The sequence below is a fragment of the Ciceribacter sp. L1K23 genome, from assembly GCF_018122705.1.
Taxonomy (GTDB): Bacteria; Pseudomonadota; Alphaproteobacteria; order Rhizobiales; family Rhizobiaceae; genus Allorhizobium.
This window is the reverse complement of sequence record NZ_JAGRRC010000001.1, coordinates 2,416,926-2,442,310: the sequence shown is the minus strand read 5'-3', so window position 1 is coordinate 2,442,310 and position 25,385 is coordinate 2,416,926. Positions and strand designations below refer to the sequence as shown.

General features: G+C 62.8%; 24 protein-coding genes. 7 read left to right on the top strand and 17 right to left on the bottom strand.

Annotated elements, in window-relative coordinates; genetic code table 11:
- From J5J10_RS11655 to J5J10_RS11640, 4 genes are all read right to left on the bottom strand, one after another.
- On the bottom strand, positions 1-738 hold the full coding sequence (locus tag J5J10_RS11655; protein ID WP_348646477.1) for a response regulator transcription factor: 738 nt from the start codon (positions 736-738) through the stop codon (positions 1-3).
- Between the two features lie 127 nt (positions 739-865).
- Entirely contained in the window at positions 866-2,419 is a 1,554-nt protein-coding gene (locus J5J10_RS11650) for a Do family serine endopeptidase (RefSeq protein WP_211929995.1), read from the bottom strand.
- Between the two features lie 146 nt (positions 2,420-2,565).
- Positions 2,566-3,174: a DUF922 domain-containing protein gene (locus J5J10_RS11645; protein WP_349252063.1), complete on the bottom strand. Its 609-nt coding sequence runs from the start codon at positions 3,172-3,174 to the stop codon at positions 2,566-2,568.
- Positions 3,175-3,225: 51 nt separating this feature from the next.
- Complete coding sequence (locus J5J10_RS11640) at positions 3,226-5,538, bottom strand: PAS domain-containing sensor histidine kinase (protein ID WP_211929994.1); 2,313 nt, start codon at positions 5,536-5,538, stop codon at positions 3,226-3,228.
- A 230-nt stretch (positions 5,539-5,768) separates the two neighbouring features.
- Here J5J10_RS11640 and J5J10_RS11635 point away from each other — a divergent pair, with 230 nt between their 5' ends.
- The gene (locus tag J5J10_RS11635; RefSeq protein ID WP_211929993.1) at positions 5,769-6,656 is read left to right on the top strand and encodes a DUF4344 domain-containing metallopeptidase; all 888 of its coding nucleotides are present in this window, start codon (positions 5,769-5,771) and stop codon (positions 6,654-6,656) included.
- An 85-nt stretch (positions 6,657-6,741) separates the two neighbouring features.
- On the opposite strand, the gene pepN is transcribed toward J5J10_RS11635, so the two are convergent.
- Complete coding sequence (gene pepN / locus J5J10_RS11630; protein WP_211929992.1) at positions 6,742-9,393, bottom strand: aminopeptidase N; 2,652 nt, start codon at positions 9,391-9,393, stop codon at positions 6,742-6,744.
- A 185-nt stretch (positions 9,394-9,578) separates the two neighbouring features.
- Entirely contained in the window at positions 9,579-10,688 is a 1,110-nt protein-coding gene (locus tag J5J10_RS22640; RefSeq protein WP_211929991.1) for a methyl-accepting chemotaxis protein, read from the bottom strand.
- Between the two features lie 317 nt (positions 10,689-11,005).
- Between J5J10_RS22640 and J5J10_RS11620 the strand changes: the two genes are divergently transcribed.
- Positions 11,006-11,944: a DMT family transporter gene (locus tag J5J10_RS11620; protein WP_208548967.1), complete on the top strand. Its 939-nt coding sequence runs from the start codon at positions 11,006-11,008 to the stop codon at positions 11,942-11,944.
- A gap of 59 nt (positions 11,945-12,003) precedes the next feature.
- Here the strand turns inward: J5J10_RS11620 and J5J10_RS11615 are convergent, their stop codons facing one another.
- The gene (locus tag J5J10_RS11615) at positions 12,004-13,251 is read right to left on the bottom strand and encodes an MFS transporter (RefSeq protein WP_211929990.1); all 1,248 of its coding nucleotides are present in this window, start codon (positions 13,249-13,251) and stop codon (positions 12,004-12,006) included.
- 352 nt (positions 13,252-13,603) lie between these two features.
- On the opposite strand from J5J10_RS11615, the gene J5J10_RS11610 reads away from it, so the two are divergent.
- Positions 13,604-14,485, top strand: a complete 882-nt coding sequence (locus J5J10_RS11610; protein ID WP_211929989.1) for a hypothetical protein — start codon at positions 13,604-13,606, stop codon at positions 14,483-14,485.
- Between the two features lie 82 nt (positions 14,486-14,567).
- Here the strand turns inward: J5J10_RS11610 and J5J10_RS11605 are convergent, their stop codons facing one another.
- The 3 genes from J5J10_RS11605 to J5J10_RS11595 all read right to left on the bottom strand — a co-directional run bounded on the left by J5J10_RS11605 (position 14,568) and on the right by J5J10_RS11595 (position 16,059).
- Positions 14,568-14,732: a hypothetical protein gene (locus tag J5J10_RS11605; RefSeq protein ID WP_208548970.1), complete on the bottom strand. Its 165-nt coding sequence runs from the start codon at positions 14,730-14,732 to the stop codon at positions 14,568-14,570.
- 106 nt (positions 14,733-14,838) lie between these two features.
- Complete coding sequence (locus J5J10_RS11600; protein ID WP_208548971.1) at positions 14,839-15,024, bottom strand: hypothetical protein; 186 nt, start codon at positions 15,022-15,024, stop codon at positions 14,839-14,841.
- Between the two features lie 144 nt (positions 15,025-15,168).
- The gene (locus J5J10_RS11595) at positions 15,169-16,059 is read right to left on the bottom strand and encodes a uracil-DNA glycosylase (RefSeq protein WP_211929988.1); all 891 of its coding nucleotides are present in this window, start codon (positions 16,057-16,059) and stop codon (positions 15,169-15,171) included.
- Positions 16,060-16,317: 258 nt separating this feature from the next.
- On the opposite strand from J5J10_RS11595, the gene J5J10_RS11590 reads away from it, so the two are divergent.
- Positions 16,318-16,992 (top strand): DUF5343 domain-containing protein, encoded by a 675-nt coding sequence (locus tag J5J10_RS11590; RefSeq protein ID WP_211929987.1) that lies wholly within the window; start codon positions 16,318-16,320, stop codon positions 16,990-16,992.
- Positions 16,985-17,473, top strand: coding sequence for a TIGR02391 family protein (locus J5J10_RS11585; protein ID WP_211929986.1), 489 nt, complete (start codon positions 16,985-16,987; stop codon positions 17,471-17,473). The genes J5J10_RS11590 and J5J10_RS11585 overlap by 8 nt, the downstream gene beginning before the upstream one ends.
- A 190-nt stretch (positions 17,474-17,663) precedes the next feature.
- Here J5J10_RS11585 and J5J10_RS11580 read toward each other — a convergent pair whose 3' ends face one another.
- The 3 genes from J5J10_RS11580 to J5J10_RS11570 form a co-directional block, all read right to left on the bottom strand.
- A complete protein-coding gene (locus tag J5J10_RS11580) occupies positions 17,664-17,879 on the bottom strand; it encodes a hypothetical protein (RefSeq protein WP_208548974.1) in 216 nt (71 codons plus the stop codon).
- A gap of 101 nt (positions 17,880-17,980) precedes the next feature.
- The gene (locus tag J5J10_RS11575; RefSeq protein WP_211929985.1) at positions 17,981-19,273 is read right to left on the bottom strand and encodes an Hsp70 family protein; all 1,293 of its coding nucleotides are present in this window, start codon (positions 19,271-19,273) and stop codon (positions 17,981-17,983) included.
- Positions 19,274-19,417: 144 nt separating this feature from the next.
- Positions 19,418-20,302 carry a LysR family transcriptional regulator gene (locus J5J10_RS11570; RefSeq protein ID WP_211929984.1) on the bottom strand — a complete coding sequence of 295 codons (885 nt, stop codon included), beginning with the start codon at positions 20,300-20,302 and terminating at the stop codon, positions 19,418-19,420.
- Between the two features lie 109 nt (positions 20,303-20,411).
- Here J5J10_RS11570 and blaOXA point away from each other — a divergent pair, with 109 nt between their 5' ends.
- Positions 20,412-21,230 carry a class D beta-lactamase gene (gene blaOXA, locus J5J10_RS11565; RefSeq protein ID WP_211929983.1) on the top strand — a complete coding sequence of 273 codons (819 nt, stop codon included), beginning with the start codon at positions 20,412-20,414 and terminating at the stop codon, positions 21,228-21,230.
- Position 21,231: 1 nt separating this feature from the next.
- Here the strand turns inward: blaOXA and J5J10_RS11560 are convergent, their stop codons facing one another.
- The 3 genes from J5J10_RS11560 to J5J10_RS11550 form a co-directional block, all read right to left on the bottom strand.
- Complete coding sequence (locus J5J10_RS11560; RefSeq protein ID WP_211929982.1) at positions 21,232-21,435, bottom strand: hypothetical protein; 204 nt, start codon at positions 21,433-21,435, stop codon at positions 21,232-21,234.
- A 47-nt stretch (positions 21,436-21,482) separates the two neighbouring features.
- Positions 21,483-21,707, bottom strand: coding sequence for a hypothetical protein (locus J5J10_RS11555; RefSeq protein ID WP_211929981.1), 225 nt, complete (start codon positions 21,705-21,707; stop codon positions 21,483-21,485).
- A 97-nt stretch (positions 21,708-21,804) separates the two neighbouring features.
- Positions 21,805-22,590: an SDR family oxidoreductase gene (locus tag J5J10_RS11550; protein WP_211929980.1), complete on the bottom strand. Its 786-nt coding sequence runs from the start codon at positions 22,588-22,590 to the stop codon at positions 21,805-21,807.
- A 178-nt stretch (positions 22,591-22,768) separates the two neighbouring features.
- Here J5J10_RS11550 and J5J10_RS11545 point away from each other — a divergent pair, with 178 nt between their 5' ends.
- The gene (locus J5J10_RS11545) at positions 22,769-23,686 is read left to right on the top strand and encodes a DMT family transporter (protein ID WP_211929979.1); all 918 of its coding nucleotides are present in this window, start codon (positions 22,769-22,771) and stop codon (positions 23,684-23,686) included.
- Positions 23,687-23,730: 44 nt separating this feature from the next.
- Here J5J10_RS11545 and J5J10_RS11540 read toward each other — a convergent pair whose 3' ends face one another.
- On the bottom strand, positions 23,731-25,266 hold the full coding sequence (locus J5J10_RS11540; RefSeq protein ID WP_211929978.1) for a bifunctional diguanylate cyclase/phosphodiesterase: 1,536 nt from the start codon (positions 25,264-25,266) through the stop codon (positions 23,731-23,733).
- Positions 25,267-25,385: the final 119 nt, after the last annotated feature.

The window sequence follows — 25,385 nt, the reverse complement described above, 5'->3', positions numbered from 1 at the left end:
TCAGCCCTCGTCCTTGATCATGTAGCCGGCGCCGCGCACGGTCTTCAGAAGCGGCTTGTCGAAGTCCTTCTCGATCTTCGAGCGCAGGCGCGAGACGTGCACGTCGATGACATTTGTCTGGGGATCGAAGTGATAGTCCCAGACATGTTCGAGGAGCATGGTGCGGGTCACCACCTGGCCGGCGTTCTTCATCAGATATTCGAGCAGACGGAATTCGCGCGGCTGCAAGAGGATGTCCTTGCCGGCGCGCTTCACCTCGTGGGAGAGGCGGTCGAGTTCGAGATCGCCGACCCGGTAGACCATGTCCTGTTCCGGCGCGCCCTTGCGGCGGCCGAGCACCTCCACGCGGGCAAGCAGCTCCGAGAAAGCGTAGGGCTTCGGCAGATAGTCGTCGCCGCCGGCGCGAAGGCCGGTGACGCGGTCGTCCACCTGGCCGAGCGCCGAAAGAATGAGGACGGGCGTGTTGACGCCGCGCCGACGCAGCTCCGAGATCACCGACAGGCCGTCGCGGCGCGGCAGCATGCGGTCGATCACCATCACGTCGTAGGAATTCTCCGAGCCCATGAACAGGCCGCTTTCGCCATCGCTGGCGTGGTCCACCACGATGCCCGCCTCGCGAAAGGCTTTCGTCATGTAGGCGGCGGCTTCAAGATCGTCTTCGATTACCAGTATCTTCATGCGCGCGACATTACCGCCGTCGATCGGGGCGGCACAACCGGAATCGGTCGGGGCGTCGATGTTCTGCGATGGCGTCACGTGTCTTACTCCACTCCAAAAAGAAAAGGGGTGCCGCGGGCCTGGACCGCGCGGCACCCTCCAATGGCCCGGCGCAGGCGGGCGCCGGGTAAAGGATGCTCCGAAAGGATCAGCCCTGATCGAGCGGAAGCGCCACGAAGCGGTTTCCGTTGTCGGTCTGGATCAGCACCAGAACCTTGGTGCGACCGGCTTCCTTGACGGCTTCGATGGCCTTCTGCGCGTCGGCGACCGAGGAAACCTCCTCGTTGTTGACGGCAGTGATCCGGTCCCCGGCCTTCAGGCCGAGGTCGGCGGCTTCGGAGTCCGGATCGACGGAGACGATCGCGAGGCCCGAGCCGTCATCGGACGGCTGGACATCGAGGCCGAGGCCGGCAAGCGCCTGTTCGGTCGACGGTGTCGGCGCGGCCGGCTCGTCCTGCTGGTTGCCGGCCAGCTGCTGGTCGGTCGGGAAGGTGCCGAGTTCGACCGTCTTGGTGATCGACTTGCCTTCGCGCCAGATCGACAGCTCGACCTTGGTGCCGGGCGTCATCGTGCCGATACGCTTGGCCAGATCGCGGTTGTCCTTGATCTGCTCGCCATCGACGGCGACAATCACGTCACCCTGCTCGATGCCGGCCTTGGCTCCGGGCGAACCGTCCTGCGGAGCGACGACAATGGCGCCGGCAGCCTCGGCCAGGCCGAGCGAGTCGGCGATGTCCTTGCTGACGGCATCGATCTGGACGCCAAGCCAACCGCGTTCGACCGTGCCTTTCTCGATCAGGTCGTTGACGACGTTCTTGGCAAGCGACGCGGGGATCGCGAACGCGATGCCGACATTGCCGCCCGACGGCGAGAAGATCGCCGTGTTGATGCCGATGACTTCGCCGCTGAGGTTGAAGTCCGGACCGCCGGAGTTGCCGCGGTTCACGGCGGCGTCGATCTGGATATAGTCATCGTACGGACCAGAGCCGATGTCGCGGCCACGGGCCGACACGATGCCGGCGGTCACGGTGCCTCCGAGACCGAACGGATTGCCCACGGCCACGACCCAGTCACCGATCCGGGCGCCGTCACCGTCGGCGAACTTGACGTATTTGAACTTCTGCTTGGGTTCGTCGACCTTGAGGACCGCGAGATCCGTGCGGCTGTCCTTGCCGACCAGCGAGGCCTTGAGTTCGGTGCCGTCGTTCATGACGATCGTAAAGGCTTCGCCGTCGTTGACGACGTGGTTGTTGGTGACGATGTAGCCGTCTTCGGAGATGAAGAAGCCGGAGCCCTGCGAGGTCGGACGCAGCTTGCCCTTGCCGGCATGCGGCGCCGGACGCTGCTGACCTTCTCCGTCTGGCATCGGAATGCCGAATTCGCGGAAGAAGCGCTTCATCGGATGGTCGTCCGGCAGTTCATCGAAGCCGCGGCCACCCCAGCCAAAGGAAAAGCCGTTCCCGTCAGCGGCGGCCGGCTGAACGGCCGATTCGACACGAACGGAGACGACGGCCGGTGAAACAGCCTCGACGACATCGGCAAAGCTTGGAATATTCGGCGCCTCGACGCTGACGGGCTCGGCATAGGCGGGGGTAATGATCGCCGGAACGCCTCCCGCGACGATGGCGGCGGCGAGCCCCATGGCGGTGGTGCTCCTCAGGATTTTTGCCAGACGGTTCTGTCCAGTCACGCGGTTGAACATGGTAGCTCCCTTCGTCTTCAGTGTTTTCGTCACATCGGAGGTCGATGCGAGGCGGTGGATGGCCTTTGATATAGAGGGCGTCAGCTTACGATGAACTGTCCGGGGGATGAATTCTTGGTAATGTTCACCGGTCGCGTGTGGACCGATTACGGGCCGTTGACCAGCGCCAGGATAAGGCGCTGCACATTGCCGCCATTGGCGAACTCGACCTGATCGAATTCGCGCTGCTTCTGCCGCTCGGCGCGGGAGATTTCTCCGAGCACAGGCTGCATCTTCTCGCGAATCTTGCGGCATTGCGGATCGTTTGGTTCGGCAAGCCCGATCGTCGCCTTTTCGATTTCCTTGACCATCGCCTTGATGTGATCACCGTGCACGCGCTCGTGGGCTGTCACGCCGTCGATGAAGGTCTGCCAGCTTTGCTGCAGGGGGCCGGAAAGAGGCACTGCCGGTTTCGGCAGGACGGTGGTGATGACGAGCGTCGGCACGGCGGAGGCGAGCACACAGTCAGTGCCGCGGGTCTGATAGTCGCGCTTCCAGGTGAGCCGGAAGGAGGTATGCGCGATGGTGCGGGCGATGCCAAGCTTGGGACCGTTTTCGCCGATCGAGGCGTAGAGCTCGGCGCCCGTGCTGCCCCTGACAGGATAAGTCTCGACCTTGTCGATCGCCTGCCATTCGGCATTGGCCGACGTCACTGTCGCGCCGACCATAATGCCCGCGCTAAACGCAGCCTTTGCAAGTTTACGCAGTCTTGTCATCGTGGCGAACGCTACCGGTTTGAACCGGCATTGGCAATGCGCTGCCAAGGCTCACGCCCGCCGTCTCGCGGCCTCCGGCTGGTGCGGGATGACCATCTGCACCACGGTGCCGCAGCCCTCGCGTGAGCGGATCTTCAGACCGCCGCCATGGAGCGCCACCAGCGACCGGGAGATGGCGAGCCCAAGGCCGGAGCCGCCCTTGCTCTTGGCGTACTGGCTCTGCACCTGCTCGAACGGCTGGCCGATCTTGCCGAGCGCTTCCGAGGGGATGCCGATACCGGTATCGGCGATCGTCAGCGTCACGCCTTGTTCGCACTGGCGCGCCCGCAGCATCACCCGCCCGCCTTCATTGGTGAACTTGACGGCGTTCGACAGGATGTTGAGCAGCACCTGCTTCATTGCCCGGCGGTCGGCACGGACGGAGAGATCGGGCGCGATGCGCTGCTCGACGCGGATCTTCTTTTCCTCCGCCGGCATGGAGGTCAGTCGAAGGCTTTCGCTGATCAGCGTCGACATGTCGATGCTTTCGCAGCGGATCTTCATCTGGCCAGCCTCGATCTTCGACATATCGAGGATATCATTGATGACGTTGAGCAGATGCATGCCGCTCTCGTGGATGTCGCGGGCGTATTCCTCGTATTTCGGCGATCCGATCGGTCCGAACATGCCGTTCTGCAGGATATCCGAGAAGCCGAGGATGGCATTGAGCGGCGTCCGCAGTTCGTGGCTCATATTGGCCAGGAATTCGGATTTCGCCTTGTTGGCGGCTTCCGCGCGTTCCTTCTCGGCCTGGTACTTGGCGTTGGTTTCGGAGAGCTCTTCCTTCTGCCGTTCGAGCTTCTTCTGCGAGGCCGAGAGATCTCCGATCGTCGCCATCAGGCGGCGTTCCTGGTCGCGCAGCCGTTCCTGGTTCCGCTTCAGCTGCGAGATGTCGGTGCCGACCGAAACAAGGCCACCGTCACGGGTACGGCGCTCGTTGATCTGGAGCCAGCGCCCGTCGGCGAGTTGCACCTCCGTTGTGCGCGAATTGCCGCTCTGGTCCGGATCGACGACCCGGCGCTGGACAATCGGGCGCACCGTGGCGGCCAGTACCAGCGCGCGCTCGGTCCCCGGCACGAGCACGTCGTCCGGCAGGCCGTAGACCTTCTGGAAATGCGCGTTGCACATCACCAGCTTGTCGTTCTTGTCCCACAGCACGAAGGCTTCGGACGTGCATTCGATCGCATCCGCAAGACGCTGGTCGGCTTCCGCATAGCGCTGCGCCAGGCGGTGCTGCTCGGTGACGTCCATCGCGATGCCGATGACGTGGGTGCGGCCGGTCGACGAACGCAGCACCTGGGCGCGCGCCCGCATCCAGACGAAATGGCCCTTGTGATGGCGCATGCGGAAGACATGGTCGATGTGGCGGCTTTCGCCACGGGCCAGCTTGCGCGCGATGGCGTAGAGATTGCCGTCCTCGGGATGCATCATCCGCGCGGCGTCGCCGAAGCAGAGCGACTCGCCGGAGGGCTGCATGCCGAGCATTTCATACATCGAACGCGACCAGTAGAGACGGCGCGTGCTGAGATCGAAGTCCCAAAGACCGCAGCGTCCACGCGACAGGGCCGTTTCGACCCGAAGGTTGGACTCCATGAAGATGTCGTCGCTTTCCCGGGCGCGTTTGGCCTGCAGGAAATAGGCGTAGACGATGATCAGCAGGATCATCGAGACGCCGGCGAACAGCGTGACGTTGAGCGCCACTTCGCCGCGCCAGAAGTTGGCGACCCCCTGTAGCGAGTGGGCCGCGACGATCATCGCGCCGCTGTCCATCTCCTGGAACACGGCATAGTGCGGCGCACCGTTGATATGCGTTTCGACTGCGCCGGTGCGATCGGCAAAACGACGCACGGTTGCGACTTCCGGGAGCAGTGCCGTCAGCCTGTAGCCGACGAAGCCGCTCGCCGAGGTCGAACCGGCGAATACCTTGCCCGTTGTGTCGATGAGCAGCACGAAGGCCTGCGCGTCGAGACGCGCCTGCGGCAGGAACGATTTCAGCAAAGTCTCGGCCGCCTGTCTGTCGGCGGCGGCGAAGACCTCCTGTCGTTCGGCAAAGACGGCGGCTGCCACATTGGCCGACAGCGCGGTCGACTGCCTGACGGCGCCCTCCATACGGGCATGCTCTCCCAGGATGCCGATGGCGCGCGCCGTGGCGAGCACGACCAGGAACGCCACGATGAGAACGGGGATAGCCCTTCGGAAGAAAACCTCCGCCCGCCGCGAACTCACGCTACCCTCGGACACAAACTCGTCGATGTACCCAGATACCCGTGAAAACACCAGCCGCAGCCATTCGTCGGCTGCGGTTGCCCGCCGCGCGTTCGCCATTGTCCCGCCTTGTCCCTCGTGCGATTCAAGCGCCGCTCGCCCGAATCTGCGGTCAATGAATCAAAGGTGATTCGCCTTGTCCAGACCGTACGGGTGAACAAAATCTTAAGTGCTTAATCCGAATCGTCTTTTTTTCTCGGCAGCGCGGCAAAGCGTTGAATCTGAAAGAAAAGATTAGGCGATAGCGGCTAGTCTGGGCCAGTAGCCAGGGGCCGACGAAGGGGGCATGCATGAGATTTCGAAACGCGGCGGCGTGTCTTGCGCCAGTGAAGATGCTTATCGGTGCGACTGCGCTGTCGCTGGCCGCCGCAACCGCCGGCGCGGTCGAGCCTGAACAGCCCGAACTCTACGCCGAACTTTGGGACGAACAGATCGAGGAGGCCAACCAGTTCGTGATCAATACGGCGATCGCGACGGTCTTCCACGAGGCCGGCCACATGCTGGTGTCGGAGCTCTCGCTGCCCGTGCTCGGGCGCGAGGAGGACGCCGTCGATGGTCTGGCGACGATCCTGCTTCTGGAGGCCGAGGACGAGGAGCTCAATGTCGTGGTCGAGGACTGGGCGAATGTCTGGTTCCTGACGGCGGGCGCGGCCGACGAGGACGAGGAGCTGGCGTTTTGGGACACGCACGGGCTGGATGAGCAGCGCGCCTACAACACGATCTGCATGATGATGGGAAAGAACCGGAAGCGGTTCGAGGAATTCGCCGATTCGGTCGAGTTTCCGGACTATCGCAAGGAGCAGTGCGTCTACGAGTACGAAGGCCTGAGGACGAGCTGGGGAAAGGTTCTTGAGCCGCATAAGGCGGGCAAGGGCGACAGCACGGCATTCAAGATCGAGTACAAACCGACCACCGATCCACATCTTGCGTACTTCCGCGACATGATCGTCGAGGCCGGCCTGCTGGAAATGGTCCGCGACGTGTTCTCCGGCACGTACAAGCTGAAGGACGGCATCCGTCTGACAGCGACCGAATGCGGCGTCGCCAACGCCTTCTGGAGCGCCGGCGACCGCGAAATGACGCTCTGCTACGAGGATCTTCTGAACAGCGCCAATCTCGACGCGCAGTGGTACATCGACAATCCCGACGAGGATGAGGCGGCGGAAGGTGAGGAATAGGCGCCGGCGTCTTCAGGACGTACCCACGTTAAGCGCCGCGGGGGGGCTTCTCCCCGCCTGAGCGGGGAGAAGGAATAAGGCTTCGTCAGGCCTTCAGCATGCGTTCGACGATGTCGCGCACATCCGTCGAAAGGCTGGCAGCCGATTCGATCCGAACCAGCGCAGCGCGGGCCTTGTCGGCGCGCGACGGCTCCAGGAGGCGCCAGGAGCGCATCGAGGTCAGCAGACGGGCGGCAAGCTGCGGGTTCTTCTTGTCGATGTCCAGGATCTGCGACGCCAGCAGCTCATAGGCCGCGCCGTCGGGGCGGTTGAAGCCGGTGGCGTTCGAGAAGGCGAACGAGCCGATCAGCGAGCGGACCCGGTTGGGGTTGTCAGCCTTGTAATGCTTGTTCGACATCAGGGCGACGACACGGTCGAACGTGCCGGCGCCCGGAATGGCGGCCTGGATCGCAAACCACTTGTCGATGACGAGCGCGTTTTCGGCGAACCGCTTCTCAAACGAGGCAAGCGCTTCGGTGGCCTCTTTCGAGTCCGGGAAGTTGTGCACCAGGATCGTCAGGGCCTGGGCGAGATCCGTCATGTTGTCGGCCTCGGCGAACGCCTTTGCGGCCAGCAACGGTGTCTTTTCCGCAAGCGTCAGATAGGAGAGGGCGGCATTCTTCAGCGCTCTCCGTCCCGCACTCGCCGCATCCGGGCTGAATGCCCCCGTGGCGGATGACAGTGAGGCGAAGAGCCCACCGAAGATGTCCTTGCCGGCTACGGCAATGGCAGTGAGCACGGCCTGACGACCGTCGCGGATCGCATCCGGGTCGTTGTTCGCACCGAGTTCGCGAGCGACGTCGGCTTCGCTCGGCAGGGCGAGTGCCTGGGCGCGGAAGGCGGGCTCCAGAGCCTCGTTGCCGGCAATGTCGAGGAGTGCCTTGGTCAAGGCTTCGCCGACCACGACGGGCGCACCGTTGCGGACATTGGTTGCCGCCGCTGTGAGAGCCGGCAATGCGAGATCGGTGATGGCCTGCCAGCGGGCGAAGAGATCGCTTTCGTGGCGGGCGATGAGGCCGAGGTCGTCATCGCTCTGCGCGAAATGCAGGGTGACCGGGGCGGAAAAGCCGCGATTGAGCGACAGCACCGGACGCGAGCCTATGCCGGAGAAGACGAGTGTCTGTGCGCGATCCGTCAGATGCAGCACATCGCCCGTGACTTCGCCGCCCTCGATACCGCCGGGCGACATTTCCGATCCGTTGTCGGACAGCAGCGCGAACTTCAGCGGGATGTGCATCGGCTCCTTGGTCGACTGGCCAGGCGTCGCGGGCACCATCTGCTCGAGCGAGACGGTGAACGTCTTGGCCGAGGCGTCGTAAGCGGTGGAAACAGTGATCTGCGGCGTGCCGGCCTGGTGGTACCAAAGCGAGAACTGCTTGAGGTCGCGACCCGTCGCATCCTCGAAACTCTTGACGAAATCCTCGACCGTCGCGGCATCGCCGTCATGACGCTCGAAGTAGAGATCCATGCCCTTCTTGAAGCCTTCGGCGCCGAGGATCGTGTTGATCATCCGGGTGACTTCGGAGCCCTTCTCGTAGACCGTCGTCGTGTAGAAGTTGTTGATCTCGCGATATTTCGTCGGGCGAACCGGGTGGGCGAGGGGACCGGCATCCTCCGGGAACTGCTCCGAGCGCAGATGACGGACTTCGGCGATGCGCTTGACGGCGCGCGAGCGCATGTCAGCTGAGAACTCGTGGTCGCGATAGACGGTCAGGCCTTCCTTCAGGCAGAGCTGGAACCAGTCGCGGCAGGTGATGCGGTTGCCGGTCCAGTTGTGGAAGTATTCATGCGCGATGATCGCCTCGATATTCGCGTAGTCCTGGTCGGTTGCGGTTTCGGGATCGGCAAGAACGTACTTGTCGTTGAAGATGTTGAGACCCTTGTTCTCCATGGCTCCCATGTTGAAGTCGGAGACGGCGACGACCATGAAGATGTCGAGATCGTATTCGCGGCCGAAGACTTCTTCGTCCCACTTCATCGACCGTTTGAGCGCGTCCATGGCATAGGCCGCGCGGGCCTCCTTGCCGTGCTCGACGTAGATTTTCAGCGCGACTTCGCGGCCGGACATGGTCGTGAAGGTGTCTTCCACGATACCAAGATCGCCAGCGACCAGCGCGAAAAGGTAGCTTGGCTTCGGATGCGGATCGAACCAGGCGGCAAAATGCTTGTCCGGACCGAAGCCGGCGCCGCCGAGGAAGTTGCCGTTCGACAGCAGGAGCGGGTTGGCTTCCTTGTCGGCGATGATGTTGACCGTGTAGACGGACAGCACGTCCGGGCGGTCGGGGAAATAAGTGATGCGGCGGAATCCTTCGGCTTCGCACTGCGTGCAGTAGATGCCGTTGGAGCGGTAGAGACCCATCAGCTGGGTATTGGCCTCCGGATTGATCATCGTCACGACGGTGATCTCGAACGGTTCGGTCGCTGGCAGGTCACGGATGACGAGGCTGTCCGCGGTCGCGGTATAGCGATCGGTCTCCATCTCGATCTGGTCGAAGAGCAGGCTGGTCATCGTCAGGTCGTCGCCATCAAGCACCAGCGGCGCCGACGGATCGGCACCTTCACGCCGATGGAAGATCAGACGCGCTTCGACCTTGGTCTCCGTCGGGTCCAGCTCGAAGGTCAGATCGACCCGTTCCAAGACAAAGTCGGTGGGTCGGTAGTCTGCCAGATGAATGACCTGGCCCGTATCTGTTCGCATCGTCTGTCCTGATTATTTTAAGCTAGGTCCCTAGCTTCGTTCCGCCCCTGGAGCCAGTCTCCCACGAGGCCGGCAAGTCTAGGCGATGATTGCATCAATTTCTGAACGATTGTTAAAACACGCGACAAGTATTCCCGATTTTGCCCGCCGGAGCGGGCCTTTTTCGGACTTTGGCGCGGGTGCTTTTACTTGATGCCGAGGCTGGTGCGGACGGTTTCATCCGATTCTGTCTGCTGCACGATGACGCCATACCAGCCAAGCCCGTCATAATCTTCGTATCCAAGTGTCCGGGCATAGGCGACGATGCTGCCATTACTGTCGTAGTAGCTGCCGCGCGGCGCGCTACCCGGATTGTGGAGCGCGAAATGGGTGAAGCGGCGGGCCGGGTTACTGGCGGCGATGACGCGAAGATTGCCGTCGAGCAGCATCACCTCCGTGCGCGCGGCGACCGATGGCGGGAGGTTCGCTTCCTTCTCTACGATCGCGCGGCCCTGCTCCTGCCAGTCGAAATAGACGCCGAGCGTGCCGAGCAGAGCGCCATCGGTGCGGCCGCCCTCGCGGATACCGGTGGCGTAGACAAGGATGTCGCGGTTGTCGTGCAGGCTGCTCGATTTGACTTCGTCCACCACGTAATCGTCGCCGCTATTGCAACGACGGGCGGCCTTGAACCAGCTGTCGTCGGCGAGGTTGCGGTCCTTGAGCCCCCGCTGGTAGCGCGGATTGGCGGAGGCCACCACCTTGCCCTTGGCGTCGGTCATCACAAGGTCGAGATAGACGGTATAGAAACGGTTGATGACGCCGAGTCGTTCGGCCGCGTAGTCGGCGGCGGTTTCCGTCGGCTCCTGCAGCGCCTGCCAGAGTGCCGGGTCGGTCGCCCACCAGCGAACGTCGGCGGTTCTTTCGAACAGGTTGCGGACGATGAACTGGACGAGCGTCTGCGCCAGATCGGTCAGGCGCACGCCCTCCATCTCCTCGACGAGCGAGTCCGCCATCTCGCGGCCAAGCTCGATACGGCCGACGACGTTTTCCTGGAACCGCGCGGCGATATCGGCGGCATTCTGCGCCAGGCGCTGGACTTCGTTGGCGACCACCGCGAACCCCTTGCCTGTCTCGCCGGCGCGGGCCGCCTCGATCAGCGCGTTGATGGCGAGCAGCCTGATCTGCCGCACAACGTGGCGATTGTCTTCGCTGAAGCGTCCGACATCGGTGCCGATGCCTTCCGTCACCAGTCGCATCGCTCGAGGGGTCACCGGAACATCTTCGGTTAACTTTGCGACGGCCTGCTTTTCGGTCATGAAACTACTTTCGCGATAAAGCTGATGGAAGAAAGGGCTTGTATAAATCGGCGGATTAACTTGAATGGCTGGATAAAATTTATGATCTCTTGGTTTGCAAACCGTTAAAATCCAGCGTTTCCGGGACTTTTAACGGTTTGAATCGTCAAAAAAGTCGCCTTTTTGGCCTCTGATGGTGCGTCGCATCATCGACGGCTTTGGCCTTGCCTCCCCAAGGCCGGCATGCGAGTCTATCGCTCGTCGAACGTCTGCTTCGTCGAGACCAGCGGCTAAAGCCGCCCCGCCCAGCCGAATTGAAGGCCGCCAGCCGAGTGAGCATGCCACCCGATCAATCCAATCCGCTGCGGGGGATCCTGATGAAGGTGACCTCGATCGTCTTCTTTCTCAGCATGGCAACCTGCATAAAGCTTGGCGGTGTCGGCGTTCCGCCTGGCCAGATCACGTTCTACCGCTCCGCCTTTGCCCTGGTCCCGATCGTTGCGTATCTGGCGTGGCAGGGAACGCTGCGGGCCGGCATGCACACCAACAACCCGCTCGGCCACTTAAAGCGCGGGATGATCGGCATCTGTTCGATGGGGGCGGGCTTCTATGGCCTCGTCCTGCTGCCTCTGCCGGACGCGATCGCCATCGGCTATGCCATGCCGCTCTTTGCCGTCCTGTTTGCGGCCGTCTTTCTGCGCGAGACGGTGCGGCTCTATCGCTGGACGGCGGTGATGGTGGGGCTGGTGGGCGTGATGATCATCTCCTGGCCGAAGCTCACGCTCTTCGAGGAGCAGGGCCTGCAATCGACCGCCGCCGTCGGTGCTATATCGGTCCTGATCTCCGCCACGCTCGGTGCCGCCGCCATGCTGCAGGTTCGGCAACTGGTGCGAGAGGAGAAGACCCCGACGATCGTGCTCTACTTCTCGCTGATCGCCTCGCTGTTGTCGGCGCTCACCTGGTTCTTCGGCTGGGCGGTGCTGTCATGGGAGGCGCTCGGGCTCATGGCGATGGCCGGATTCTTCGGCGGCATCGGGCAGGTGCTTTTGACGGAAAGCTACCGTTACGCCGATGTCTCGACGATCGCGCCGTTCGAATACACATCGATCATCCTCGGCTCGGCGATCGCCTATGTCCTGTTCGACGAGGTGCCGACGCTGACGACGGCGGCCGGCGCCGCGATCGTTGTCGCAGCAGGCATCTTCATCATCTATCGCGAACACAGGCTGGGCCTCGAACGCCGCGCCGCGCGCAAGGCCTCGACGCCGCAAGGGTGATGTTCTCGTCTTTGTCGCAAGGCGCTGGCCGAAGCGGAACGGTTTCGGCTGCGAATGCTCTATCGGCTGTCCTCGGGGTCGCTCAGCAGCGTGTTCGGTGCGCCGGCGGGGTCCGTTCCAAGCACCGGGATCGGCATGGCCTGGAAGTCCGCCTTGTCCGACACCTGGCCGACACGACGCGTCATGCGCCAGCCGGAGTAGCCCGCATAGGCGGCAAAGGCAGCGGCAAGGAACCAGATGAGGCCGAGCGGACCGAACCATTCCATCAGAGTGCCCGCCATCAGCGGACCGGACACCGTGCCGAGGCCGTAGAGGATCATGATGGCGCTCGATATCGTCACATATTCGTCCGGCTCGGCCAGGTCGTTGGCATGCGCGGCATTGAGCGCGTAGACGGGGTAGAGAACGGAGCCGACGAAGAATCCGGCGATGTAGACCGGAACGGTGCCGACGCCCTGGAAGGCCGCCATCACGGCGCAGGAGAGGAAGCCGAAGGCGCCGGAGAAGATCATGACGTAACGGCGATCGATCCGGTCGGAGATACGCCCGAGCGGCACCTGCGCGATGGCGCCGCCCGCCAGGAAGGCCGAAAGCAGCGTGGCGCCCTGGGCGGTGTTCATGCCGATCGCCTGCGTGTAGACCCCGCCGAGGCTGCCCCAGGTGCCGGAGAGCGCGCCCGACAAGAGCGAGCCGATGAAGGCGACCGGCGAGCGGCGATAGAGCCGCATCAGGTCGAACCGCGCCTGGGCGATCGGAGCCGGGGATTGCGCCGTGGAGAGCGCCGTCGGGAACAGCGCCAGCGAGAAGATCAGCCCGCACAGGATGAAGAGTTCGAAGCCGTCGGGATTGCCGAGCGGTACGAGATACTGACCGCCGATCGAGCCGACGAGGCAGGTGACCATGTAGAACGAATAAAGCGCGCCGCGATTTTCGTTGGTCACCCGTTCGTTCAGCCAGCTCTCGATCACCAGATAGGCTCCGGCGATCGCGAAGCCCGCGATGCCGCGGAACAGGAACCAGGCCCGCCAGTCGACGACGAGCGCGCAGGACAGGATCGACACCGTCAGCAGGGTGATGAGCGCGCTGAACACGCGCACATGCCCGACGCGCCGCACGAAAATGGGTGTAACGATGCACGACAGCGTGAAGCCGAACGTGTAGCCGGTGGCGATCACCGAGATCGTGAAGGTCGACCAGCCCTCGGAAATGGACCGAAGCGGCACCATGAAGTTCATCAGTCCGAAGCCCGCCATCATCAGGAGGGTCGACAACATCAGTGTGGCGATCGAGGCGAAACTGGCGAACATCGGTGACTTTCCGGAAGCAGGTTTTTCAGCTTGCCCTTAATCGGTTTTGCATGGGCTGTCGATTGCGACACGCCAAGGCTTTCCTGCGGCCGCAACGTTGCCGCACGGGGAGGTTCTGCGGCAGCGCAATCGCAGCCGGCGGTAGAAAATTTGATTTAAGTCGTATTCTTCTAAACTTCCGCTTGCCAAGACACCGCGAGATACCGAAAATGGGCCAGAGTTAGCGGGGGCTGGCGAAGCTGAGTATCATGGGACGTGCGTTGGGTTCATGCCTGCCGGATCGCCTTTGGTTCGGCCTATCTGATCGGCCCGGTTGCTATGGTCGAGAGAATTATCTGCCGGGGGATCTGACATGGCATTGACAGCGACGGAGCTTCAGTCCTCGCCGCGCTTCGTGACGGCGCTGAAAGGACTGGCGACGCAGCTTCAGGGACAGTTCGACGGCAATCCGAAACTGTCGCGCTTCATGGCATCCCACCAGCGCTGGCTGCTCAGCCAGGCAGCATTCGCGCTGCAGCTCGAATACGATCCCGCCGTTGGCGGCAGCGGACTGACGACCGGCCGGCTCAAGGAGATGATCCTGACGGTCAAGGCGGCGAGCCGCAACACGGTCCTGAATTTCTTAGATCAGCTGATGGCCTATCGCTACATGCGGCGGGCCGACGACGGGGGCAGGCGGCCCCGTCGCTTCGAGGCGACGGACATCAGCACGCAGGCGATGTACAACTGGTTTCTTGCCAATCTCGCCGCGCTCGACTCCGTCGACGACGGCAACCGGGTCGCCGAGGCCGTGGCCGAGCCACGCATCTTCCGGCTTGCCCAGCCGCGCATCGCGAGGCACTGCATCGCCGACGACCGCTGGCGCGAGCCGCCGCCGCGCGTCGCACTGTTTCTGTGGACGGAATCCGGCGGTCTGGTGATGGACGAGATTGTCAGCCGGATCGAGGTTGGCGTCGACGAGGACCGTTTCGACCTCGGCCGGATCGATGCCCGCGCCATGGCAGGGCGGTTCCTGATGTCGCGTACGCATTTGCAGCGGCTGCTGCGCAAGGGCGTGGAGCTCGGCTGCCTTGCCTGGCACGACGAGGCGAAGAAGACGCATATGTGGATGACTCGCGACTACCTCGACGAATATTGCGGCTGGCAAGCGGTCAAATTCTCGATCGTCGACGAGGCCTTCGACTGGGCACGGGCCGAACTGAAGTCGCGCGCCGAACCGCAGCCGGCCGAATGAAAATGCAAAACGACCGCGCCGGACTGGCCGGGCGGTCGTCTACCGAGTATCTGAACCGGCGCCGCCGGGCTGCTATGACCGCTCAGAGCGGGATGAATGAACCCGACTGACCGAGACGGGTGTGCAAGACCCCGTTGCGGCGATCCTCGGCCGCGGCGCGGGTATATTCGGCCGAGGCGCTGACGGCGAACCCGATCTGGTCGAGCGTGTTTCGCAGCGCGGCGAGGGGGCGGAATTTCTGGCTCATCTCTGCAATTCCTTCATGGCTCGTTGGGTGTCGAGTTGCCGACGCGATCGCGCTGCGGACGTCGAGATTGTGCAATGCACAACAGGACGGCAGGTGCGTTTCGGCTTTAGAGAACGCGGGCGAGACCGGCGACAGGGCGGGCCACCCGGGTGGAATGGCCGGCTGCCATGGCCGTCATCTGCTCGTTGGTCGGAGAGGCGAAAGCGCGGCGTCCATCGCCCGGACGCATCCGCTCGCCTGCATGACGCAGACCGCCGAATTGGCAATGGATGGGACGGAAACGGGTGGTCACGACAAGGCTCCTTGCTACGTTGTCCTCCCGACACTGCCTATATTGCGCTGCAACATCGATTCGGCAAGCGGAGCGAGCGCGGGTCAGCTATGCGTTGAGCGCAAGCCTCTGTCATTTCGCTGACATGTTCTGCCGCTTTTTCGATCAATTGCCGCTGTCGATGCGCCGACGGAAGTCGAGCAGGTCGCGCCAGGCGAGCGCCTTGCCCGCCGGCGCGGCGAGGAGCTCCAGCGGATGAAGGCAGGCAAGTGCCGGCACGGCATGGCTGCCGCCGGCGATGTCGCGCCACTGGCCACGCAGGCCGTGGATCGTTTCCTGCGCGTTGAAGAAGAAGCGGGCGGTAAAATTGCCCATCAGCAGCACCAGCCGGGGCTCGGCGAGTTCGATCTGGCGGTCGATGAACGGCCGGCAGATGTCCGCCTCGAGCTTGGTCGGCGCCCGGTCGCCGGGCGGCCGCCAGGGGATGACGGTCGTCAGCACGATCCCGCTCCGTGCAAGGCCGATTGATGCGAGCATGCGGTCGAAAAGCTGGCCGGCGCGTCCCGAAAAGGCTTCGCCCTCGCGGTCGTCGTCGGCGCTTGGCATGCCGCCGATCACCATGATGCCGCCGGCGGGATCGCCATTGGCGAAGATCGTAGAGCGCGCACTGGTCTTCAGATTGCAGCCGGCAAAACCTTCCAGCGCCGTCTTCAATTCGGATAGCGACCGCGCGCTCTCGGCGGCGAAGCGCGCATCGGTGACGGCGTGTTCGTCCGGGATCGCCATGGCCTGTATGCGCTGCGGTTCGGCGGGTTTTGCGGCCGGACGCTCGCGGGCGGGCCGGTCGCGGGCTATGGGCGCACCGGCAGCGCCGGTCGCGTCCGCCACGCCACCGCGCGCGGCATCCACCAGCACCGTCTTCGCCTCTCTCTCGGCCAGGAAGGCTGCCACCTGGTCGACCGGCTCCTCCTCCACGAGCCACTCCACGCCCGCATCCGCATAAAAATGCAGAAGCGCGGCGAGCTCGGCAGGCGTCATGTCGCGGGCAGGGATCATGGCTTCGTTCTAGAGCAGAGCCGGGAGGAAGGAAACCGTTTCGTTATTAAACGCATCGGGGACCAGCGCCTGCATCTGCGCACTACCGAGTATTTCCGCGATGATACGAGGAAGCTCTGGCATTGAATGTAAGAACGGGATGCACACCGTTGAGGTGGAAAAGATACTCTCAAAACTTGTTAGTGGCTCAATATTGATTACTATAACATGTAGGAAAGCGTAATCGAATGTCATTGCAGGGCAGGAGGAGAGAGGAAATTGGCGTCGCATCCATATATTTCAGGCGCAGGCAATATTGCGCAGATGATTGGCTTTCTTCGCAAGAATTTCCCGGCCACGGTGAACTCTGAGACTGTGAAGAAATTTGGGCTAGCTTCAAACAACGAAAGCTATGTAATCAACGCGCTGCAATTCATCGGAGTGCTTGATTCAGAAAGCAAGCGTACGGAAAAAGGGCATGACGTATTTGTCTTGGACGATAGCCAATTTCCTAGTGCTTTCGAGGGATTGATCCGGGATGCGTACAAAGACCTCTTTGATTTGCGCGGCGACGATGCGTGGTCGCTCACCAAAAGCGAACTGACCTCATATTTTAGAACAACTGACAAGACGAGCGAAGCAATCGGTAGCAGACAAGCCTCTGTTTTCATAATGTTTCGAGGGATGGCAGGGCACGAACAGGCGGCCGACAGGGCGCCCTCCGTTGGGGCAAAGGCTCCATCCACACCGAAGGCAAAACCAACCGCGCAGAAGAAACCGGCTGTTGCTGAAGTAAAGGCGCCACAGTTGCGAAATGAAAATTCGCCCCCATCAGACGGTCGTAAGGATGTTGCGTTAACTGTAAGAATTGAAATAAATTTGCCCGCGAACGGATCTCAGGAAACGTACGACGCCATTTTCAAGAGCATTAGAGCCAACCTCATCAATGAGTAACGCCTTAACTAATTTTGAGAAGGTTGTCAGACTGGCCGGGGTGCTCGGAGTTGAGCGGCCCGAGGTGGAGCAGATAGCCGAGCAAACGCCGTCTCACCCCTTCGACGAGCGCAACATACATCCAAGCATCAGTTCGGTGTCGTTAAAGCTCTTTGATGACGGGCATTACGCCCAAGCTACATTCGAGGCTTTTAAGTGTCTTGATAACAAAGTAAAGTTCCTCTCTGGCATCAATGATAGCGGCTACAAGTTGATGATGTCGGCATTCGCAGAGGCCAATCCAAAAATAAAACTAACTGCCCTATCAACGCCTAGTGAGGTTGATGAGCAAATGGGGTACAAATTCATTTTTGCGGGCGCGATGTCAGCAATTCGTAATCCACGTGGCCACGACAACATTGTTGATCCAATTGAGCTTTGTTTGGATAATCTAACAATTGCCTCAGTACTAGTGCGCCGCCTAGAGAAGACGGTGCCCTGATATCCTCAAAGATTGGAAACGAGTCCACAATATCACCGACTGGGTGTGCGGAAGCAGTTCCGGGGGGGTAAAAAACAAGGATGGCGGGAGCCTGCTAGTCCCCTTGGGTGTAGAGGCCGGCGGAACCGCCTTCTCCGACTTAATGAAACATGTCAAGGCGATGAAAGCGGCGCGGCGCTAGGGCGGTCCGTTACCGCCGGCGGCGGCGCTGGAGGAGTTCGGACCAGACGAGCAGCGCAAAGCCGCCGACCAGGGCGGCTATGCCCCGGCCGATCCATTCCGATTGATCGACCACCATGGTCGCCCCGGACACCGGATAGTTGCCGAACCCCTGACCGACCCAGATGAACCCGATCAGGAGCGAAAGCGACCCGAGCACGATCAGCCCGAGTTTCGCCACCACCATAAGCCCGCCTCTCCTTTAGCTAAGGCCGAAGGATAGGGGGGAAGCGTTAAAAGTTCGGATGCATGCGACCGATGCCGGGCTACGGTGACGGTCCGATGCGCTCAGACCGTCCATTCGCCGATGTCGTCGCGCTCGCCGATCAGCGCGAGACCATGGGCGATGGAGACGAGTTCGCCACCGCTTTCGATGCGGGAGCCGTCGAAGCGTTCGGAGAAGATCCGCCGGACGGCGGGCACGAAGGACGTGCCGCCCGTGAGGAAGACGCGGTCGACATCGGCCGCCGTCGTCCCGGTGCTTGCGAACAGGCTGTCGAGGGCCGTTTCCATCTCGGCGAGGTCGCCGGCGATCCACCGTTCGAAATCGGCGCGCCTCACCATCTTGTGGCCGGCGGCACCAAGCGGTGCGAAGCGGAACTCCGCCTCTTCCGCCGAGGAGAGCGCCATCTTGGTCGCCGAGACCGCCTGGTAGAGCGGGTATCCCTCGTCGTTCTCGATCAGGTCGATGAAGAGCTCCAGCTTGTCCGGCTCCACCGCCTGGCGCACCAGCGATTTGAGGTCGGCATATTCCTTCGACGTCTTGAAGACGGACAACTGGTTCCAGCGCGAGAAGTTGATGTAGTAGTTGCTGGGCACGTCGAGCAGCTTGTCGAAGCTCTTGAACAGGCTGCCCCTGCCGATCTCGGGCGCCACGAGATGTTCGATGATGCGGGCGTCGAACTGGTCGCCCGCGATGCCGACGCCGGAATGGCCGAGCGGCCGGGCGGAGAGCCGTCCCGCCGACTTCTCGAACCGGATCAGCGAATAGTCCGTCGTGCCGCCGCCGAAGTCGGCGACCAGCACGGTGGCATCCGTCTTAAGCGTGCGGGCAAAATAGAAGGCCGCCGCCACCGGTTCGTAGACATAGTGGATTTCGGGAAAATCGAGGCGGGCGAGTGCGGCGTTGTAGCGCTCGACGGCGAGCGCCGGATCGGCGTTGGCGCCTGCGAAATGGACCGGCCGGCCGGCCACGACACGCCGCATGCCCCCCGGCCAACCGTCGCCTGCATAGGTTTTCAGCCGGTTGAGGAAGACCTCCATCAGGTCCTCATACTGGAAGCGCCGGCCATGCACGATCGTGCCCTGGAACAGCGGCGAGGCGGCGAAGGTCTTGATCGACTGCAGGAAGCGGCATTCGCCGGGATTGTCGATGAAGGCCCGGATTGCCGCCTGTCCGGCCTCCACCTTCAGCGCGCGGGCGCCAAGCTGCGGGTCCTTCAGGAACGATAGCGCGGTGCGCATGCTGTCCGTGGTGCCGGCCGGCGAGGTGAAGGCGAGCGACTGCGTCTCATCCGCACTTGCCGCGAGCGACAGCACCGTATTCGTCGTGCCGAAATCAAGCCCCAGCGCCTCAGCCATGACTGCCGCTCCTTCTGTCCGTAATCGTCGATGAACCGGCAAGGCCGGCGAAAGGCGGGCATCAAGCCCTGACTGCGAGGCCGGCCTTTTGGCATGTCGATCCGCCGGTGGCAAGGGCGCGTTCGGTTTTTGCGGGGAGCCTCGTCAGGTCGCCGACTTCACCCCTTGCGCGGCATCGTCGAGCCAGTTGCGGAAGGCGGTCATGGCTGGTGTCTCGGCCTTCGACTTCAGTCGCGTGAGCCAGTAGCAACCGGTCGCGACGGCGATCGGAAAGGGCTGTATCAGCGTTCCGGCGGACAGATGTCGGGCGAACATCAGCGGCGGGGCAAGCGCGATGCCGATGCCGCTCAGCGCGGCCTCGACCATGAGCGAGGAGGAATCGAAGACCGGCCCGTGCACCGGCGGAGCGACGCTGCCGGCCGCCGCAAACCACATCGGCCATTCGTCGCGGCGATAGGAGCGCAGCAGCGTGTGGCGGGCGATGTCGTCGGGCCGTTTCAGGCTCTGCGCAATCGCCGGAATGCAAAGCGGCGACAGCGGCGCCTCGAACAGGGAATGCGCCTCCGTGTCGTGCCAGGCGCCGTTGCCGAAGCGGATGGCGAAGTCGAGCCCTTCGGCCGCGATGTCGACGCGGTTGTTGTTGGTCGAGAGCCTGAGATCGACATGCGGATGGCGGGCGCGGAACTCGGCAAGGCGCGGCAGCAGCCAGCCGACGGCGAACGTGCCGACGGCGCCGATCGTCAGCACCTCGCGCAGATGCCCGCCCTCGAAGCGTTCCAGCGTCGCTGCCATCCGGTCGAAGGCGTCCTTCAGCACCGGCAGCAGAGCCTGTCCCTCCTCGGTGATCATCAGCCCGCGCGGCAGGCGGCGGAACAGGCTGACGCCAAGCCGCTCCTCTAGCACTTTCACCTGATGGCTGACGGCCGCCTGGGTCACGCAGAGCTCGATCGCCGCACGGGTAAAGCTCAGGTGCCGGGCAGACGCCTCGAAAGCGCGCAGCGCGTTGAGTGGCAGGTGCGGACGAACCATGACATTCCTCAAGCCCTAGAAAAATTGATGGCTCGCCGCAGATATCATCGTTTGTCGCCAGCAGCCATCGGCGATTAGAGAGGAGCGGCATTCAACGCGGGAGAGCAGCATGGTTTTGCGAAGGAAGTTTGTGGTGGCGCTTGGAATGGCCGCTTTCGGGGCATTTTCATTGCCGTCGGTCGCCTCTGCGAAGGATATCATCCATTGTACCGTTATCGCCGATCTCGACAGCGGCGACGTCCTGCACCGCGAAGGGACATGCGACAAGGGTTTTTATCCGCAGTCGACCTTCAAGCTGCCTTTGGCCATGATGGGTTATGACGCGGGCATCCTGATCGACGAGAAGACGCCGCGCTGGGATTACAGGCCGGAGTTCAACCGCTCGAAGCGCGAGCAGAAATCCGTCGATCCGACGATCTGGGAAAAGGACTCCATCGTCTGGTATTCGCAGGAGATCACCCGCAAGCTCGGCGAAAACCGCTTCGCCGACTATGTCCAGCGGTTCGGCTACGGCAATCGCGATGTTTCCGGCGGGCCCGGCTCCGACAGCCTCACGGAATCCTGGTTGATGTCCTCGCTTCTGATTTCGCCCGACCAGCAGGTCGATTTCCTGCGGCGCTTCCTCACGGGCGCGCTGTCGATTTCCGATGCGGCCCTTGATTATACGAAGGCGATCACGCCCCGGTTCGAGGCGAAGGACGGTTGGACGGTGAAGGGCAAGACCGGCAGCGGCTGGCTGCGCGACAATGCGGGCAAGACGGACCGCAACCGGCCCCTCGGCTGGTTCGTCGGCTGGGCCGAACGGGATGGCCAAACCCTGGTCTTCGCCCGCATGCGCGTCGCCGACCGGCCGCAGGAGGAACCGATCAGCTTCGGCACCCGCGACGGCCTGATCGCCGACCTGCCGAAACTGGCGGAAGACTTCTGAGCTAGCGCTGGAAGCGGCGGGAGACGAACATCAGAACGATGCCCGCCGCAGCCAGGAGGATGCCGTAGAGAACCCACGGCGCCTGGTTGATCATGAAGCTGGAGGCGGGGTAGGGGAAAAGTCCCGTGCCCTGGCCGACCCAGACAATGCCGATGATGATCGCCAGAAGGGCGACGATGCGGATGAGACGTCGTGCGATGGTCATGGAGCGCTACCTTCGACGGGCGGTGCCCGTCTGGACGGTCGCCGCATTCAGTGGATGTGGTTGCCATCCTTGCGCAGCAGGCGCCGGGTTGCAACCAGCACCAGGAGACCGAAGGCCGCGACGAGCGCGCCGTTGATCACCCAGACACTTTCCTTCGAGATGAAGCCGGTGCCGGGAAGGCTGATCGCGCCGGTGCCATGGCCGACCCAGAGCAGGCCGACGACGAGAATGAGACCGCCGATCACGGTCAGGCCGAAACGAATCTGTTCCATGTACTCCTCCGGTGGAGCGATTTGTCGCACCACTATAGCGCAGCTTCACCGTTTCACCAGAGGAATTTGCGACAACCGGTCGCAGGGCGGTTGTCGTTCAGAGCGACTTCGCCGCGCCGCCGTCGACCCGGATCATGCTACCGGTGATGTAGCTTGCCTGCACCGAGCAGAGGAAGGCGGCCGTCGCGCCGAATTCCTCGACCCGTCCCAGACGTCCCGTCGGGATCGACTTCAGTGCGTTTTCGCGGATTTCCTCGATCGGCGTGCCGGTCCGCTTCGCATTGGCGGCCTGGAGTTCGTCGATGCGATCTGTGTGGATCGAACCGGGCAGCAGCATGTTGGCCGTGACGCCATAGGAGGCGACTTCGGTGGCGAGCGTCTTGTTCCAGCCGACCAGTGCGCCGCGCAGCGTGTTGGAGAGCGCGAGATTCTGGATCGGCTCGAAGACGCCCGACGACGCCACAGTGACGATCCGTCCGAAGCCCTGCGTCTTCATCAGCGGTACCAGAGCATTGGTGAGCGTGATCACCCGCACCACCATGGACTGGAAGAAGGTGTAGAGCTTGTCCGCATCCATCTCCTCCGCCATCCCGGGCGTCGGGCCGCCGGTATTGTTGATCAGGATGTCGATGCCGCCGAGCTTGTCGTGCACGGCGTGGATCATCTGGTCGGCGAAATGCGCGTCGGCGATGTCGGCGACGACATAGTCCGCCTTGCCGCCCGCGGCCCGCATCTCCTCGACATTGGCCTTCAGCTTTTCTTCCGTACGGCCGCAGATCAGCACCTGGCAGCCTTCGGCGGCAAGCGCTTTTGCAATGCCGAGGCCAAGCCCCCGCGAGGCGGCCAGCACGAGAGCGCGTTTGCCCGACAGTCCGAGATCCATGGCGATTTCCTTCCAGAAATGATTTGCATTGGGCGGACCCTAGCAAGGGCGAGGGGCAAAAGAAAAGGGCGGGTGCGACCCGCTGTCGTGTTCTCGACAGGCAACGTCCTCAACCCGTTATGTTCTTCCCGTCACGGCGATGCTAGACGAGGATGAAAAACAGAGGGGGAAGCCCACCTTGGACAGCCGCAAGCCACTCGACATACGCGCCATCTCCTTGATGCTGCTGATCTGCTTCATCTGGGCGATCCAGCAGATCGGCCTGAAGGCGACCGAACCGCTGGCGGGGCCGGTGCTTCAGATCGGCATACGCTCGGGCGTCGCCGCGCTCTGTGTTTGGCTGCTTGTTCGGTTTCGGGGCGGCCATATCGCCTTTACCGGCCGGACGGCGGCCATGGGCGCTCTTGCCGGCCTGATCTTCGGCATCGAGTTCCTGATGGTCGGCGCGGCGCTGGAGCACACGACCGCCTCGCACGTCGTCGTCTTCATGTATACAGCGCCGATCTTCGCCGGCCTCGGCCTGCACTGGAAGCTGCCGTCGGAACGGCTGGCGTCCATGCAATGGTTGGGCATCGGCCTTGCCGCATGCGGTATCGCGATCGCCTTTCTGGGACGTGAGGGCATGGCGGCGGAAGGCGTCACACTGCGAGGTGATCTGATGGCCCTGCTCGCAGGCGCGCTCTGGGGCTCCACCACGGTGCTGATCCGCTCGACCAGCCTCTCCCGCATTCCCGCCACCCACACGCTGTTCTACCAGCTCGTCGGCGCCTTCGCGATCCTTGTGGGCACGGCGGTGCTGACGGGCAAGGCCGATATCGTGCCGACTGTGGCACTCTTTGCCCATCTTGCCTTCCAGTCGCTCGTCGTCGCCTTCTTCTCTTTCCTCATCTGGTTCTGGCTGCTGACGAAATATATGGCCTCGGCGCTCGGCGTCTTCTCCTTCATCACCCCGCTTTTCGGCGTGACGCTCGGCGTACTGCTGCTCGGAGATCCGCTGACGCCGCCCTTCTTGGCGGGCGCGGCGGCCGTGATCGCAGGTATCCTGATGGTCAGCGCCTGGCCGTGGGTGCGGATGAAACTGGCACGGTCATCCTGACCATGCGGTCGGGCACGGAGACTGCGGTGCGGAAACGGTGATGACTATCCGGCCGCTTGACCGGCGATCGACGCGACGGCGCGTGGCGGCTGCGCCTTGCCGTGGAGATAGCCCTGAAAGCGCACCGCCCCGGCAATGCGAGCGCAGGCGTGCTGTTCTTCGGTCTCTATGCCCTCCGCAACGACGGACATGCCGAGCGCCTTTGCGATCTCGCCGACAGCGGTGACGAAAACCTGGGATATCTTGTCGGTTTCGAGCCGCTGCGTATAGCTCTTGTCGATCTTGATGAAATCGACCGGCAGGTCGCGCAGCAAGGCAAAGGAATTATTGCCGGTGCCGAAGTCGTCGAGGGCGATCAGGAAGCCCATCGCCCGCAATTCGCGCAGCGTGCGCAACACTGCCGGCGTGGCCCGCAGCACAACCGTTTCGGTGATCTCAAGTGTGAAGCGCGAGGCGTCGCACCGGGTCTCGCGCAAGACGGTCCGCAGCATCGGCACCAGCCTGTCGTTCTTCAACTGCGCGCCGGAGACATTGACCGAGACACGTGGAAAATCGACCGCCTTGAGATCACGGCAGGCGCGTCGGAAGACCCACTCGCCCAGCCTGTCGATCATGTCCGACTGTTCGGCCACCCGCACGAACTTGTCCGGCGGCACGTAACCGCCGACATTGTTGCGCCAGCGTAGGAGCGCCTCGACGGCGGCGAGTTCGCCATCAAGACCGACGATCGGCTGGTAGTGAAGTTCGAGTTGATCGAGCAGCAGCGCCGCCTGAAGATCACGCGCGATCTGGCGCTGCTCGGCATGCTCGCGCTCCATATCCTTGTGGTAATATGTGATGTTGCCGCGACCGTTGCGCTTGCCGACATAGAGCGCGACATCGGCCTTGTTCAGCAGGTCATGGGAGTTGGCGGCATCGGCGGGGGCGCTCGCGACGCCAATCGAGACACCCTGGTATCCGCGCGTCTTTTCCTTGTCTCGAAGCTCGGCCGCGAGTTCCTGACAAAAGCGCCGGATGCGGTGATCGAGCGAACGGTGATCGGTGTCGTCCACGATGATGGCGAATTCGTCTCCGCCGAGGCGGCCGGCAGTCCAGCCGGACTCCGCGAGCGCCCGCCGCCCGAGTGCCCGTAGCACGTCGTCGCCGCTCGCATGACCGAAGCCGTCATTGATCATCTTGAAATGATCGACGTCGATCAGCAGCAGCGTCAGGTCTTGCGTTTGCTGTCTCCTGATCTGCCGGGAGGTGATGTCGGAAAGCCTCTGGTCGAGGATTTCCATGAAACGGCGGCGATTGAGGCAGCCCGAGAGATCGTCGATATTGGCGCGGCGTTCGGCCTTTTCCCGTTGTGCACGAAATTGTCGCCAGATCGAGGTGAAGGGCAGGACATGGGAAATCAGGGCGGCGCTGGCCAAGGCGCTGCAGAGCGCGGCCGCCGAAGCGAAACTCACGTCGGCCGTCGTCTCGGCTCTGGGCCCGATCAGCGCCATGAGGCCGAATCCGACGGCCGTGGTCGAGAGGCAGGTCGCGCCGACATAAGCGATGCGAATTCGGTGTATCACGCTTAGAACGTCGCGCACGCTCGCTTACCCGGTTGCTGGCCGTAACGTTGCCGTGAAGCGCGATCTGGATCACCCTTCCTCGGTCACGACAGTAGACCGAGTTCCGTTTCGGTCCGGTTAATCGACCATCAAAAAAG